The sequence below is a fragment of the Nostoc sp. DSM 114160 genome (assembly GCF_053470305.1).
Genome location: NZ_JBPFGO010000001.1, coordinates 3,520,281 through 3,533,286, shown reverse-complemented (window position 1 = coordinate 3,533,286; position 13,006 = coordinate 3,520,281). Strand labels below are relative to the sequence as shown.

The window sequence follows — 13,006 nt, the reverse complement described above, 5'->3', positions numbered from 1 at the left end:
ATAAACAGTAACATATTCAGGCATTAATTCAATCTATCGTCAGAGAGTTTCGCCAAGCCTTGCAATTCTGTAAAGTTGGATTTAAAAGGCATTAACAACGTAGAATCATGAGCGACAACAGCATTACATCACGTTTGTACCCCACCCGTATTGACATTCCCGCTGAAGCGCGAGTGCAAATTGTGGTACTTCTCAACCAAAGCTTGGCAGCTACTTCGGATCTAAAAACCCAAGCAAAGCAAGCGCATTGGAATGTAAAAGGAACTGACTTCTATCAGCTACACTTATTATTTGATGAAATTGCTGGGGAATTAGAAGAGTTCATCGATTTAATTGCTGAACGCGTCACAGCTTTAGGTGGATATGCTTTTGGAACAGTCCGCGCCGCAGCTAGTAATTCCATCCTGCCAGAATACCCCTTAGATATTTTGGATGGCAAAGATCATGTGACAGCCTTAGCAGATCGCTTTGCATCTTATGCTAAACACCTGCGGGATGCGATCGATAAAACTGATGAATTGGGCGATCTCGATACCGCTGACCTTTACACCGAAATTTCTCGCACCATTGACAAACGACTCTGGTTCTTAGAAGCTCATCTGCAAGTAGCAGAAATTAAAGCAGAGAATGGCACAGCGGGTACTACTAAAACTCAAAAGATCCCTGCTACTGTCAAATAAGCACTTTTGAGAGACACTTGATTTACTAATAGGGTGCATTAGACTAAAGTTTAATGCACCCTATTGGCGTGACACAGCTAAAACGTTGCAAAAAAATTTATAGGTTGTGTTGAGGAATGAAACCCAACACTCCGATCAATGTTAGGTTTCGCTACATTTAATACACTATTTTATTTTTGCAAAAAAAATTGTAGGTTGGGTTGAGGAACGAAACCCAACACTCCGATCAATGTTGGGTTTCGCGTTGCTCAACCCAACCTACATTTAATGCTACTAGTAACTTTTTAGAAAAGTAGTCTTTATTAAATCTAATAGTATCTTTTTGGTAAGTACGTCACTTTTAAGTGCGTACTTTTCATTTATATGTATATACTTTACTATTGAAATAGTTCAAAACCAGGTGACAAAATTCACAAATATCTTCGACAAGTAATACATCAAGATTAATGCTTCAACTTGAAGAAGTTATTAGGTTACTGAAAATTTATCCTAATTCCATTCCTAACTCTTGTACAGACGCGATTCATCGCGTCTCTAAATACTCATTAAGAACGAGGTAAATATATGTCTCAAAATACAATTACCCACTTAATTCACGATCGCAATTCCCGTGGTCACGCCAAAATGGGCTGGCTCGATAGTTATCACACATTTTCTTTCGGTAGTTTTTACGATCCCAACCGTATGGGATTTCGCTCTCTGCGCGTAATTAACGACGATCGCATCGCCCCTGGTGCTGGATTCCCTACCCACAGCCATCGTGACATGGAAATCCTCACATACGTCTTAGAAGGTGCTGTAGAGCATAAAGACAGCTTGGGTACTGGCTCGGTGATTCGCCCCGGTGATGCCCAAATTATGAGTGCTGGAACTGGAATCAGCCACAGTGAATTTAATCCCTCCCCAGACGAACCACTACACTTATTACAAATCTGGATTCTTCCCGATCGAGAAGGAATAACGCCAAGATACGAACAAAAAGCTTTTCCTCTCGAAGAAAAGCGCGGTAAACTCCGCTTAATTGCTGCTAAAGATGGGCGCGATGGTGCTGTGACAATTCACCAAGACGTTGATTTATACACATCTGTCTTAGAGGATGGCGATGTTGTTAATTATCAAGTCAAAAGCGATCGCTATGCTTGGTTACAAGTAGCCAAAGGTATAGTTAACCTAAATGGTGAAGAACTTAGAGCCGGTGATGGCGTACAAATTAACGGCGAAGAACAGCTAGAAATTAGCACCAACATCGGCGGCGAAATCTTGCTTTTCGATTTGGGCTAATATTACAGCTAAAAGGGCGGTTAGAAACCACATCTAAACAAAACCTGCTTCCGCAGGTTATAACAAGGGGCTTAAGCCCCTTGTTTTGTTTTAGTCCGCGCAGACGGACTTCGCCTGTGTAAAATGAGACTGTTGGAATATATCCAAATCACGATTATACTTTCTCATAAAACCACCAAAATACTTGGGGGCAATGGCCAAAAAGTTCTTAGTTTGGGAAAGATATATCAGAATTTAATAACTATTAGAGGTGGCTGTAATGCCGACAATTCATTTTGTGGATGGTGAAAAAGGCGGGGTAGGAAAGTCTCTCTTTGCCAGAACAATGATTCAGTATTGTCTGGATAAGAGAATCCCATTTGTACCAGTAGAGACCGATAGATCGAATCCAGATGTCGCAGGGGTATATAAGGAAATATGTAAATATGCTGTGTTTAGTGAGAATGAACGACAGGCAAATAAGGCAGATAGAATATTTGAGTGGGCGATAGAGAAGCCAGTAATTGTGAATTTAGCCGCACAATCGCATAGAGCAGTACAAGGGTGGATTGAATCTAATCAATTACTTGAACTAGGAAGTTCGCAGGGAGTTCTCTTTTGCAAATGGTTTGTATCGACAGGAGGATACGACAGCATCAACCTGTTTGCTCAGTCAGTGAATACTTACGGTGATAAAATCCCTCATATTCTGGTGAGGAATTTAGGGCTGTGTGATGATTGGGAGCATCTAGAGTCAGATTCCAACTATCAAAACATAGTAAATAAATATCAGATAAAAGTTATAGATTTTCCGAAGTTAGCATACAGAGAAAGAAACATAATTGACCAAAATCGCCTGACTTTTGCAGAGGCTAGAGAATATAAAGAATTTGGGATAATTGGAAAACAGAGAATAGTGAATTTTCTGAAGCTTGCTTATGGTGCTTTTGAGAAAGTAGGTATCTGGTATGAAAAAGTTGAGTAACTGTCATTAGTCATTGGTCATTAGTCATTAGTGCCTATGACTTTGGACAAACTTTAGCAGGAGATTGGATGGGGGTGCGATGGCGTACCCACCCGCCGTAGGCGATCGCTTGGCGAATTTGACTACAATCCTTAGAAAGAGTAGCAAAAACCTAAATGTCTAAAAAGTCCGATTCTCAGTTCCAAAATCTCTTTAGTTCACCCAAATCAACCAACTGGGACGAAAGATTAGCCCAAATAGCCTATCGCTTTAACCGAGAATATCAACGTGAAACCTTTGAACTCCCAGCAGAAGTACAAGCGATGCCGATATTCCGTGAGTGGATTGCTGGGAGTTTCTCAGGAAGAATTGCTTCCCCTTTTTGGGAAATTGCTAAACCTCAAAAAAATCAACACTGTATAGATATTGGCTGTGGAATCAGCTTTTTAATCTATCCTTGGCGGGATTGGCAAGCATTTTTTCATGGGCAAGAAATCAGTAATGTGGCACGCGATACCCTAAATTCTCGCGGACCGCAGTTGAATTCTAAGCTGTTCAAAGGGGTTGAGTTGGGAGCAGCTCATCAGTTAAACTATCCATCAGAGCAATTTGACCTGGCGATCGCCACCGGATTTAGCTGCTATTTTCCCCTCGAATATTGGGATGCTGTACTAGCAGAAGTCAAGCGGGTGTTAAAACCAGGCGGACATTTTGTATTTGACGTTCTCAATCCAGAACAGCCTTTAGCGGAAGATTGGGCAGTTCTGGAAACCTATTTAGGGGCTGAGGTGTTTTTAGAGTCTTTGGCTAAGTGGGAAAAAACGATTAAGACCGCTGGTGCTAAAGTCGTGACGCATAAATCAGGGGAATTATTCGAGGTGTATAAGGTGCGATTTTAAAAATCTTATTACTCAGGGATAAGTGGACTCATTGGATCTAAGGAAGTTGTAAAAACAAAATAGATTACCCCAGTGCCGAGAATCATCACAGCGAGACTGAACAGCAACACCCACCGATCTGTTGGTTCGTAAGTATCCTCTTCGATATCACGACGGACAGCAAAATAATGTACTGTTGAGAGCCACACCGTGATTAAACCCACCAGCGAGAAGACTAAACCTAACTTCCAGCCGTTGCCAGGACGGGGTACTAAAGGTACTTGGAAGGCACGCAAACGCACAATGACGACACCAAAACCTAAAAGAGCGATTCCTGTCCTCATCCAAGCGAGGTAGGTACGCTCATTTGCCAAGTGATCTCGGATTCTGGACGGATTCAGTCGTCCTGGCTTTTTTTTATCTTTTTCTTCTTCTGTAGGTTTCAATTTTAACTGCATCAATAACACCCTTATCCCCAAAGCGGCTCTTATCAAAAAAATGCGAAGGTAGTAGAAAATCTCTTTCCAGATGACTTGCACCCAGCACAATAGTTGCGCTCTTGAAATATGCCTGTTGTGATTGTACATTTTTTCCAAAATTTATTTTAATGCAGATATCGAAATAAAACAAGCCTAAAATTGAGGATAGATAAATTCAAAAAAAAATAGCCAAGATCAAAGAGATGTTTCACCAGTGTTTGTCCTGTTTTTCTCTGATTTTGGCTGTTACCCTATTTAAATTCAGAACAATCATTCAAAAATAAACTATGCAGTTCTATTTCAAGACTGATTGCTAGGCGCATTAGGAACTCGTGTATTTATGAGATCCTGCGATATATCTGGGATAAACCAGTTAGCCTCTTTGCTGTTTAAAACTTTTACAGTCGGGACATTCAATTCAATCGCAGCAGTATCTGGATTCCTCTTAATTATCAACTGAGTTCCATCAAGGATCTTCAGAGCAGCAGCTCCTCTCAATTCTTCACCTTGCCCATTAGGACTAGAAGTGAAATTTTCTACTTGGACATCATTCGGTAGATAGATGCCATCACAATCCCAGTTATTTTTAGTGGATTGACCATCCCCTAGAAAATATAGACCATTCTCGTATACGGCATCTTCATCTTCATCATCATTTGGTCTTTTACCGTATACCGCTATGGTATTACCTGTTTGGTTGTTGCATTGACCCCAATTGATTCCCGTCTCTAAAGCATATTTTTGCAGTGTTAATTCCTCGGTTCTTTTTTTAATTTCTTCTGGTGTCAAACCTTCAACTTGAGTTTGGGCATCTTTTGTCTGAGAGAGTTGCTTAAGAGCTTTGGTGACTTCGATGTAATCGGGGTTTTTACTAAATTTTGGTCTATCAGCAAAAGAAGGTTGAGCAAAGGCTAGATTAGCGACAATCATTAAGACAATTAGCAGAGATTTCCAGATTTTCATGTTTTGATTCCTGTTGATGGGTAAGATGTTTCCCAGTTTAGAATTAATTTTGCTCAGAAAATTGATGATACACCTCTTTATTAGACACTTAATTTTTCTTGTTCTTCACTCGAAGGCTGAGTCGTGAAACCTAAAATTAATGAGAATATATAACTAGAAACTACGGACAAAAGAGTCCAGGTAACATTTTCCGTGACAATAAACACGCCCAAACCAATCAATATACAAGGGACAAAAGTATTGCCATTTTCAGTTAAAAAGTTGGCGATCGCAGGCAAGTAGGTTAACTTGTAAGCGGTATAACACCATACACCCACTAGTCCAAAAAATACACTTATAATCACCAGCAGACTATCTAATTCTGAGTTGGCAAACAAAGGCACGTAGACGCTGATATTATCACTGCCATTAGCAAAGGCGATCGCGGCTACATTGCAAGTTTGCGGAGAAACAAAACTCCTAACTATAGAGGGACAAGACGGTTCGGTTTCTTCTTCAGCTTCCTCAGATGAATCCTCTTCGCGTTTTAGTAAACTGCTCACACCAATGATTATTGGCATAAAACCAAGTAGTCTAATCCAGTCCTGCGGTATGATTAGTCCACCGAAGAAACCAGGAAGACTAGCAACGATCAACGCTGCAAAACCGAGATACTGACCAGCAAGGATGTGACGACTGCGAAACGTTTTACTTATTTGTGAAAAAAACAACGTCAGAATGACAATATCATCAATGTTGGTGGCAGTGAATGCAGTAATCCCTGTGGTAATTGCAGTTACTAAATCGTTCATTTGTGGAAGTCCTTATGTTCATGCTTGGGCATGGGGCATGGGGCGTTAAGAGTTCTGTTAGCGGAAGCAGGGCGTTGAGCCAGTGCTGAGTTAGGAGTAGAGACGCGATTAATCGCGTCTGTACAAGAGTTGGGAGTTAAAAGTTTTGTTTACCCCTTGTCCCCCTTGTCCCCTTGTCCCCCTCTCTACTTGGCCGTTTGATTCCGTGCCGAAGCTTTGATTTATACTTTAGTCAAACTAACCGATAGAATCAAATGCTTTTATTTGTCAAAATGATAAATGAAAGTGATTAAATTTTTGACACCAAGTCTTAGGGATACGACCAATGGCAGGAATGACGCTTGAGCAGCTAAAAATATTTCTGGCTGTGGCGCAGAACTTACACTTCACTCGCGCAGCAGAGGAGCTTTATATTACACAACCTGCTGTCAGTGCAGCGATCCACAACTTAGAGCAAGAATACGGAGTGAAACTATTCCATCGGATTGGTCGCCATATCGAAATTGCTGAAGCGGGTAAATTACTGCAAGTGGAAGCGCAGAAAATTCTCGATCAAGTTTCCTTGACAGAAAGGGGGTTGCGAGAATTGAACAATCTGCAAAGAGGTGAATTGAAATTAGGGTCGAGTCTGACCATTGGTAACTACTGGCTACCAAGTAAGATTAGTGAGTTTAAAAGCCAATATCCTGGTATCCAGATTGACTGTACCCTTGCCAATGCAGAAACGATTTGTGTCGGTACAGCAATGGGACAGTTTGATTTAGGTTTGGTGGAAGGTGACGTGAAGCCAGCGCTTCAGAATACTCTAGAGTATGAAATAGTGGGAAGCGATCGCTTACAAATTGTAGTCGGTCAAAAACACCCTTGGTTTGAGTGGGGAGAAATTGATTTAAGCCAATTAACTCAAACTCCTTGGGTAATGCGGGTGCCAGAATCTGGTACACAACAAAGGTTTGAAGAAGCGTTGCAAAATTGGGGGATCAACCTCAGCGAACTGAATGTAATTTTAGTGTTCACCAGTGGTGAGATGGCAAAAGCCGCAATTGAAAATGGCGTAGGCGCAACTGGAATTTCTGAACTGATGGTAAAAAAAGAAATCCAGCTAGGAACTCTGCGGGCAATTCGAGTTATTGATAATAGAGAAGGCAACAGTGCGATGACTACGGCAGACTACGCCTACGCAGAAATAGTTCGACCTTTTTTCAAAATCAAGCATCGTCAGCGTTTTCAAACTGCTCTTTCCAAAGTCTTTGAACAAATGTTGATATCGTCTATGTCGGATAATTCACATCAACATGTATCAGTTATTTAAAGAAGATTGGGGATTGGGCACAAGAGGCAGAGAGGCAGAGATGCAGAGGGGTAGAGGAGAAAAACTTACTGTAACTGCTCCCCTGCTCCCCTGCTCCCCATCTCCCCTGCTCCCCTGGTTACTGAGCGTAGTCGAAGTATGCCCCTCTGCCCCCAATCTCCTTCACACCTTCCGCATATTTCTACTAATCGGGTCAAAACCTCTAGAAAACCGCGTACTTTCATCATAGTAAGCGCCAGTCAGATTAGCTCCATACAACTTGGCATAGTTGAGTTTTGCTCCTCGAAGATTTGCTTCATTCAGATTGGCACCGCTCAAATTAGCTCTGGTCAAATTCGCTTTGGCTAAATTAGTTCTACTCAAATCTGCTCCCCAGAGTTTAGCTTTAGCTAAGTTAGCTCCACTCAAGTCAGATCCCCATAAATTAATTCCTGGCAAATCGGCTCCAATCAGCTTATCCCGACTCAAGTTGACGGCTGGAAAATATCTTTCTCCTGCGGCAAAACGCCTTTTTAATTCTTCAGCATTCATGCGTAGCGTTCACCTTCTTTAGCAATACAGAAGTTATTTGTTCCCATTCCTGGCTTAGTTCTCCTGAAAATACTGGTTGACCACTGCGTTGATACCAGAAATGGGCATTGTTCAAATCGCCTTCTTTGCGATGCAGGTAAGCATGAACCCAGGCACTGTCAGCATCGCTGGCATCTGTAACTATTTCATGAGCTTTGTTCCAATCACCTTTGTTGTCATACCACATTGCTTGCAGCCCTTTTGGTAGTGTCTGAGGACATAGGCGTTGCTTTTCGATCAATCGCAGAAATTCCTCTGTATTCACGATCGCCACCTAACAAAAATCAAACTTCTATCTCTAAGATACTCCTCAGCTTAAGGCTAAGGGGCAGAGGGGCAGGGGAGCAGGGGAGTAGGGGAGACAAGGAGACAAGGGAGACAAGGGGGACAAGGGGAAATTATTGAACAAGTCTCTCCCAAGTCTCCCCCCTCTTCCTTGTCTACCTTGTCTCTTCTCCATGCCCAATGCCCTTCACATCTACTTAACTGGAATAACTTCAAACTGGAAAGTACCGATCAAACGGTTATCAATATAGACTTCTATTCTATGCTTACCAACTGGATCGCCAGGGGCGATTGTCCAAAAATTCTCAATTACACCTTCGGGAGCCGACTGTGTGCGTCGTGTTACAGATGTCTTGCCGTCTGCTGATATTGAGAAATCTTCGCCATTATCTGTACCCCAAGTTTCTGGAGGTTTTGGTAAATACAAGACTTCACGCCATTTCACTTCACCTTGGTAGTTTTTGAGTTTAATCCGCCATCCGTAGGTGTTTCCTTCCTGAAGTGGCACTCTTGTTGTCTGGAAAATGGTAACGTTTCCTTTGGAGTCAACTCTCTTCAGACCAAACTCGGTGTTACTGACAGTAATCTGTTTTGCATTCGTTGGCGCCGGAGATGATATGGCATTTTCTACCAAAACAGAAGTAGCGTTGATTGGCTTAGAACCGATGACCCCAGATATTAGCCAAAAAGCAGCTAGCACAGCAGTAGTAGTCCAAATTCTCATTAGTATGGTTTTCCTATCAGACTTTTGGTACTTATTCAAGTAATCTGCCATGTTTTCCGGGTCGAGGTTAGCGATGGTTAGACAAAGACGAAATTGCTTTCAGAAATTTGGCATACCCATTCCTCACCGTCTTACTCTACAAGACACTTCACGAACGGGATAGTGTGGCATGGATATAGTATTCTAAATCCTGAATTCTGAATTTTGACTCCTTCTTTAACGTGAGTTCGACGAGTGCTATTTTGACCTCTCCCCCAGCCCCTCTCCTACCAGGAGAGGGGAGCAAAAACCCTCCTTACTCGTTACTCCTCCCTCTCCCAAGGGGAGACGCAACGCGTTCGCCTTTTAGGAGAGGGAGGCCGGGAGGGAAAGGTCTGTCGAACTCACGTTTCTTTATTTCCTCCTTTTCTAATCACACTTTGCACATGAGATACCAAGTTGGCGGTAGCCTCCACAGTGACGATCCCACTTATGTTGTGCGTCAAGCAGACGAAAAACTTTATACCAGTTTAAAAGGTGGCGATTTTTGCTACGTCTTCAACTCTCGCCAAATGGGTAAATCATCCCTACTACAGCGAATAAGTCGTCGTCTCAAGTCAGAAGGCTATAAATGTGTTTACTTAGACGTGACGCAATTGGGTAGCGAGGATACCACATCAGCACAATGGTATAAAGGAATCATTGTCAGCATATTCTACGGGTTAAATCTGGCAGAATACGTCAACTTTAAGCAATGGTGGAATATGCAAACAGGTCTTTCTCCTGTACAAAAACTACACCAGTTTGTTGAGGAAGTATTGTTGCCAAATGTCAAGAGCGATTCTGAAGGAGGCGGCGAAGCTAAAGGCATTTTCATTTTAATTGATGAAATTGATAGTTTGCTGAGTTTGAATTTTCCGGTCAATGACTTTTTTGCCTGGATTCGTCATTGCTACAATCAGCAGGCACACGATCCGAGGTTTCAACGCCTGGGATTTGCATTGTTTGGAGTCGCCAGTCCATCTGATTTAATTGCAGACAAACGTCGGACACCTTTTAACATTGGGACAGCTATTGAGTTATACGGCTTTCGATTGCATGAAGCTAGCCCATTGCTAAATGGGTTAAAAGGAGCAATTGAGCGACCAGAAGTTGTGCTGCAAGAGGTGATCTATTGGACAGGTGGACAACCGTTTCTCACTCAAAAACTCTGTCAATTAATTCTTCAAACTGCCTTAAAGACATCAGAGCGGAAAATTTTCCTACCCCCAAAAACTGAGGCCTATTGGGTAGAAGAATTGGTGCGATCGCAGATTATCCAACACTGGGAATCACAAGATGAACCCGAACACCTGCGCACGATTCGCGATCGCTTGCTTTTCAACCAACAACAAACTGGACGGTTGCTGAGTCTTTATCAGCAGGTATTGCAAGCCGAGGAAATAGAGGACGAGGGAAAATGGGGATGGGAGGACGCAAATAATGAAGACACTAGCGACTCTTGGCGTTCCCAGTCTTTGCGTCCTCTTTTATCTCCCGTGGCTGCTGATGATAGCCGAGAACAGACGGAGCTTTTACTATCAGGATTGGTCGAGAAGTACAACGGCTATCTCAGAATTAAAAATCCCATCTACCGGAATATTTTCAATACTGAATGGGTGTTAAAGCAGTTAGACAATCTGCGCCCTTATTCACAGCCATTCAATGCTTGGGTAGCATCGAGCTTTCAAGATGAGTCACGCCTGCTGCGGGGTAATGCTTTACAAGAGGTTTTGGACTGGACTCAGCGTAAAAGTCTTAGCGATTTGGACTATCGATTTTTAGCAGCTAGCCAAGAATTGGAACGTCGGGAAGTCCAGCAAAAAATGGAAGTAGAACGGCTCAAAGAAATTGAAGCGCGATTGGCGAGCGAACAAAAGAGCGCTCGGCTTCAGCGACGACTCCTATTAGGGGTAAGTTTGGCCCTACTAGCAGTTATTGTCTTGGGGTTCACAACACTCTACGCCGATCGCCAAGCATCACTGAGTGAGGTACGGGCGATCGCAGCTGCTTCTAATGGTAGTTTTAATTCCAATCAACGCTTAGATGCACTGGTACAAGCAATCCGAGCCAGACAGGAATTTCAACGGCTCGATCTGCAAAATTTGGTAGATGCCAATGCTCTGGATCTCCAAACCCGCAAAGTATTAGAACAAGCTGTCTACGGTGCTGATGAATTCAATCACTTGTCGGGGCATCAAGGGATTGTCTTGGGCGTTGATTTTAGCTCTGATGGTCAGTGGATTGTCTCATCTAGCATCGATCGCACAGTCAAGCTATGGAAGCGGGATGGAACACTGGTGAGAACGCTACCACATACTGCAACCATACAAAGCGTCCGCTTTAGCCCGGATAGCCGGCGGATAGTCGCTGCCGGCATTGATGGCACTATCCGTCTTTGGACGATCGATGGTAAATTGTCAACCATTTTCAAAGGGCATACATCTGCGGTGTGGCGAGTTGCCTTTAGCCCAGATGGACAAACGATCGCTTCTGCCAGTGGCGATTTTAGCGTCAAGCTTTGGCAACTAGATGGCACTTTAATCAGAACTCTTAAACATCAGCGTGGTGTGTGGGGAATTGCCTTCAGCCCCGATGGTCAAACCTTGGCTTCTTCTATGGTAGGCGGCAAGAATCAGCTTTGGCGATTGGATGGAACGCTACTCAAAACATTCACAGCTGGAAGCGCAACTATTTGGAGTGTTGCTTTTAGCCCTGATGGACAAACTTTAGTATCTGGCGGTGCAGATAAGATAGTGCGACTGTGGAATCGAGAAGGCACTCTGCTGAGAAGTTTTAAAGGGCATACTGCTGAAATATTTGGTGTAGCCTTTAGCCCTGATGGGCAGACTATTGCTTCCGGCGGTTCTGATAAAACCGTTAAACTCTGGCGAATAGATGGTACTTTATTAAGAACTTTGCAGGGGCATACCTCAAATATTCAAACCATCGCCTTCAGTCCTGATGGAGAAACTCTCGCCTCTGCCAGTCACGACAACACCATCAAACTCTGGAGAGTCAACTCACCCTTAATAAAGTTACTCAATGGCCATCAAGAAATGGTCTGGCGGGTGGCATTTAGCCCTGATGGGCAACGGCTAGCTTCTGTTGCTGGCAAAGAAGTCAAACTCTGGAGACGCGATGGTTCTCTCGCCAAAACTATTGTTGAAGAAGATTCTCGAATGCTTAGTCTCGACTTTAGCCCCGATGGTCGAACTTTAGCGATCGTTGGTTCTAAAGGTGTTGTGAGACTGTGGCAACTAGACAGCAATCAGCGAACCATTCTGGAAGGGCCAGGTATCGGTCTTTTGGGTGTTAGCTACAATCCTGATGGCAATCGATTAGTGACTGTGGGTTTTGATTACAAGCTGAGACTCTGGCAACGCGGCTCCAATGGAGAGTTTCAACTCCAACAAATTATTCAGGCGCATACAGGGCGAATTTGGGACATTGTTTATAGTCCAGATGGGCAGTTTATCGCCTCTGCTAGTGCTGATGGCACTATCAAACTGTGGACTTCAGAAAATAGCGAACGCCTGTTAGAGAAACCCGATCGCACCTTAGAAGGGCATAAGAGTGAAGTTTTTGGGGTTGCCATTAGCCCGAATAGTCAATTGATTGCCTCTACAGGTGGGGATGGTAGTCTGCGACTTTGGAAACGTGATGGCACTCTGGTGAGGAGCTTTGATGGTAAAAGTATTGGCTTAACGAGGGTAGCATTCAGTCCAGACGGTCAAATGCTAGCAGCCGCAGGTTTTGACAATACGATCAAAGTCTGGAAAATTGATGGTACTTTACTCGTCACCCTGAATGGACATACTTCTAATGTCGGCAGTGTTGCCTTTAGCCCCGATGGCAAAACCCTTGCCTCTGGCGGAGATGACCAACTTGTGATTCTGTGGGATTTAGAACAAATTCTCCATCTCAACCTACTGAAATACAGTTGTGATTGGGTACGGGATTATTTAAAGACTAATATAACAGTGGAAAAGAGCGATCGCTCTCTTTGCAATTACAGCCTTTTTCATTGATTTGAACCATAATACCTTGTTGGGGCGGCTGCAAAACAATATCTGTGAATC

General features: G+C 43.2%; 12 protein-coding genes. 6 read left to right on the top strand and 6 right to left on the bottom strand.

Going from position 1 to position 13,006, the window contains the following annotated elements:
- The first annotated feature begins 107 nt into the window (after positions 1–107).
- The 4 genes from dps (at position 108) to NSTCB13_RS15630 (ending at position 3,803) form a co-directional block, all read left to right on the top strand.
- A complete protein-coding gene (gene dps / locus NSTCB13_RS15645; RefSeq protein WP_445627781.1) occupies positions 108–680 on the top strand; it encodes a DNA starvation/stationary phase protection protein Dps in 573 nt (190 codons plus the stop codon).
- Between the two features lie 564 nt (positions 681–1,244).
- Positions 1,245–1,961: a pirin family protein gene (locus NSTCB13_RS15640; RefSeq protein WP_448272894.1), complete on the top strand. Its 717-nt coding sequence runs from the start codon at positions 1,245–1,247 to the stop codon at positions 1,959–1,961.
- 259 nt (positions 1,962–2,220) lie between these two features.
- On the top strand, positions 2,221–2,925 hold the full coding sequence (locus NSTCB13_RS15635) for a mobilization protein (protein ID WP_322638385.1): 705 nt from the start codon (positions 2,221–2,223) through the stop codon (positions 2,923–2,925).
- Positions 2,926–3,080: 155 nt separating this feature from the next.
- Positions 3,081–3,803 carry a class I SAM-dependent methyltransferase gene (locus NSTCB13_RS15630; RefSeq protein ID WP_448272893.1) on the top strand — a complete coding sequence of 241 codons (723 nt, stop codon included), beginning with the start codon at positions 3,081–3,083 and terminating at the stop codon, positions 3,801–3,803.
- Between the two features lie 8 nt (positions 3,804–3,811).
- Here NSTCB13_RS15630 and NSTCB13_RS15625 read toward each other — a convergent pair whose 3' ends face one another.
- The 3 genes from NSTCB13_RS15625 to NSTCB13_RS15615 form a co-directional block, all read right to left on the bottom strand.
- Positions 3,812–4,240 carry a YidH family protein gene (locus NSTCB13_RS15625; protein WP_322698679.1) on the bottom strand — a complete coding sequence of 143 codons (429 nt, stop codon included), beginning with the start codon at positions 4,238–4,240 and terminating at the stop codon, positions 3,812–3,814.
- A gap of 321 nt (positions 4,241–4,561) precedes the next feature.
- Positions 4,562–5,224, bottom strand: a complete 663-nt coding sequence (locus tag NSTCB13_RS15620; RefSeq protein ID WP_448272892.1) for a hypothetical protein — start codon at positions 5,222–5,224, stop codon at positions 4,562–4,564.
- Between the two features lie 80 nt (positions 5,225–5,304).
- Positions 5,305–6,015 carry a cadmium resistance transporter gene (locus NSTCB13_RS15615; protein WP_448272891.1) on the bottom strand — a complete coding sequence of 237 codons (711 nt, stop codon included), beginning with the start codon at positions 6,013–6,015 and terminating at the stop codon, positions 5,305–5,307.
- 325 nt (positions 6,016–6,340) lie between these two features.
- Between NSTCB13_RS15615 and NSTCB13_RS15610 the strand changes: the two genes are divergently transcribed.
- Positions 6,341–7,327 (top strand): LysR substrate-binding domain-containing protein, encoded by a 987-nt coding sequence (locus NSTCB13_RS15610; protein WP_448272890.1) that lies wholly within the window; start codon positions 6,341–6,343, stop codon positions 7,325–7,327.
- 162 nt (positions 7,328–7,489) lie between these two features.
- Here the strand turns inward: NSTCB13_RS15610 and NSTCB13_RS15605 are convergent, their stop codons facing one another.
- The 3 genes from NSTCB13_RS15605 to NSTCB13_RS15595 all read right to left on the bottom strand — a co-directional run bounded on the left by NSTCB13_RS15605 (position 7,490) and on the right by NSTCB13_RS15595 (position 8,906).
- Positions 7,490–7,858: a pentapeptide repeat-containing protein gene (locus NSTCB13_RS15605; protein ID WP_322714827.1), complete on the bottom strand. Its 369-nt coding sequence runs from the start codon at positions 7,856–7,858 to the stop codon at positions 7,490–7,492.
- Positions 7,848–8,162 (bottom strand): hypothetical protein, encoded by a 315-nt coding sequence (locus tag NSTCB13_RS15600; RefSeq protein WP_448272889.1) that lies wholly within the window; start codon positions 8,160–8,162, stop codon positions 7,848–7,850. The genes NSTCB13_RS15605 and NSTCB13_RS15600 overlap by 11 nt, the downstream gene beginning before the upstream one ends.
- A gap of 213 nt (positions 8,163–8,375) precedes the next feature.
- The gene (locus NSTCB13_RS15595; RefSeq protein ID WP_334935277.1) at positions 8,376–8,906 is read right to left on the bottom strand and encodes a hypothetical protein; all 531 of its coding nucleotides are present in this window, start codon (positions 8,904–8,906) and stop codon (positions 8,376–8,378) included.
- A gap of 425 nt (positions 8,907–9,331) precedes the next feature.
- Here NSTCB13_RS15595 and NSTCB13_RS15590 point away from each other — a divergent pair, with 425 nt between their 5' ends.
- The gene (locus tag NSTCB13_RS15590) at positions 9,332–12,955 is read left to right on the top strand and encodes a WD40 domain-containing protein (RefSeq protein ID WP_448265423.1); all 3,624 of its coding nucleotides are present in this window, start codon (positions 9,332–9,334) and stop codon (positions 12,953–12,955) included.
- Positions 12,956–13,006: the final 51 nt, after the last annotated feature.

Coding starts and splice junctions, on each gene's coding strand:
- dps (WP_445627781.1), top strand. CDS start 108: ATGAGCGACAACAGCATTACATCACGTTTGTACCCCACCCGTATTGAC.
- NSTCB13_RS15640 (WP_448272894.1), top strand. CDS start 1,245: ATGTCTCAAAATACAATTACCCACTTAATTCACGATCGCAATTCCCGT.
- NSTCB13_RS15635 (WP_322638385.1), top strand. CDS start 2,221: ATGCCGACAATTCATTTTGTGGATGGTGAAAAAGGCGGGGTAGGAAAG.
- NSTCB13_RS15630 (WP_448272893.1), top strand. CDS start 3,081: ATGTCTAAAAAGTCCGATTCTCAGTTCCAAAATCTCTTTAGTTCACCC.
- NSTCB13_RS15625 (WP_322698679.1), bottom strand. CDS start 4,240: ATGCAGTTAAAATTGAAACCTACAGAAGAAGAAAAAGATAAAAAAAAG.
- NSTCB13_RS15620 (WP_448272892.1), bottom strand. CDS start 5,224: ATGAAAATCTGGAAATCTCTGCTAATTGTCTTAATGATTGTCGCTAAT.
- NSTCB13_RS15615 (WP_448272891.1), bottom strand. CDS start 6,015: ATGAACGATTTAGTAACTGCAATTACCACAGGGATTACTGCATTCACT.
- NSTCB13_RS15610 (WP_448272890.1), top strand. CDS start 6,341: ATGGCAGGAATGACGCTTGAGCAGCTAAAAATATTTCTGGCTGTGGCG.
- NSTCB13_RS15605 (WP_322714827.1), bottom strand. CDS start 7,858: ATGAATGCTGAAGAATTAAAAAGGCGTTTTGCCGCAGGAGAAAGATAT.
- NSTCB13_RS15595 (WP_334935277.1), bottom strand. CDS start 8,906: ATGAGAATTTGGACTACTACTGCTGTGCTAGCTGCTTTTTGGCTAATA.
- NSTCB13_RS15590 (WP_448265423.1), top strand. CDS start 9,332: ATGAGATACCAAGTTGGCGGTAGCCTCCACAGTGACGATCCCACTTAT.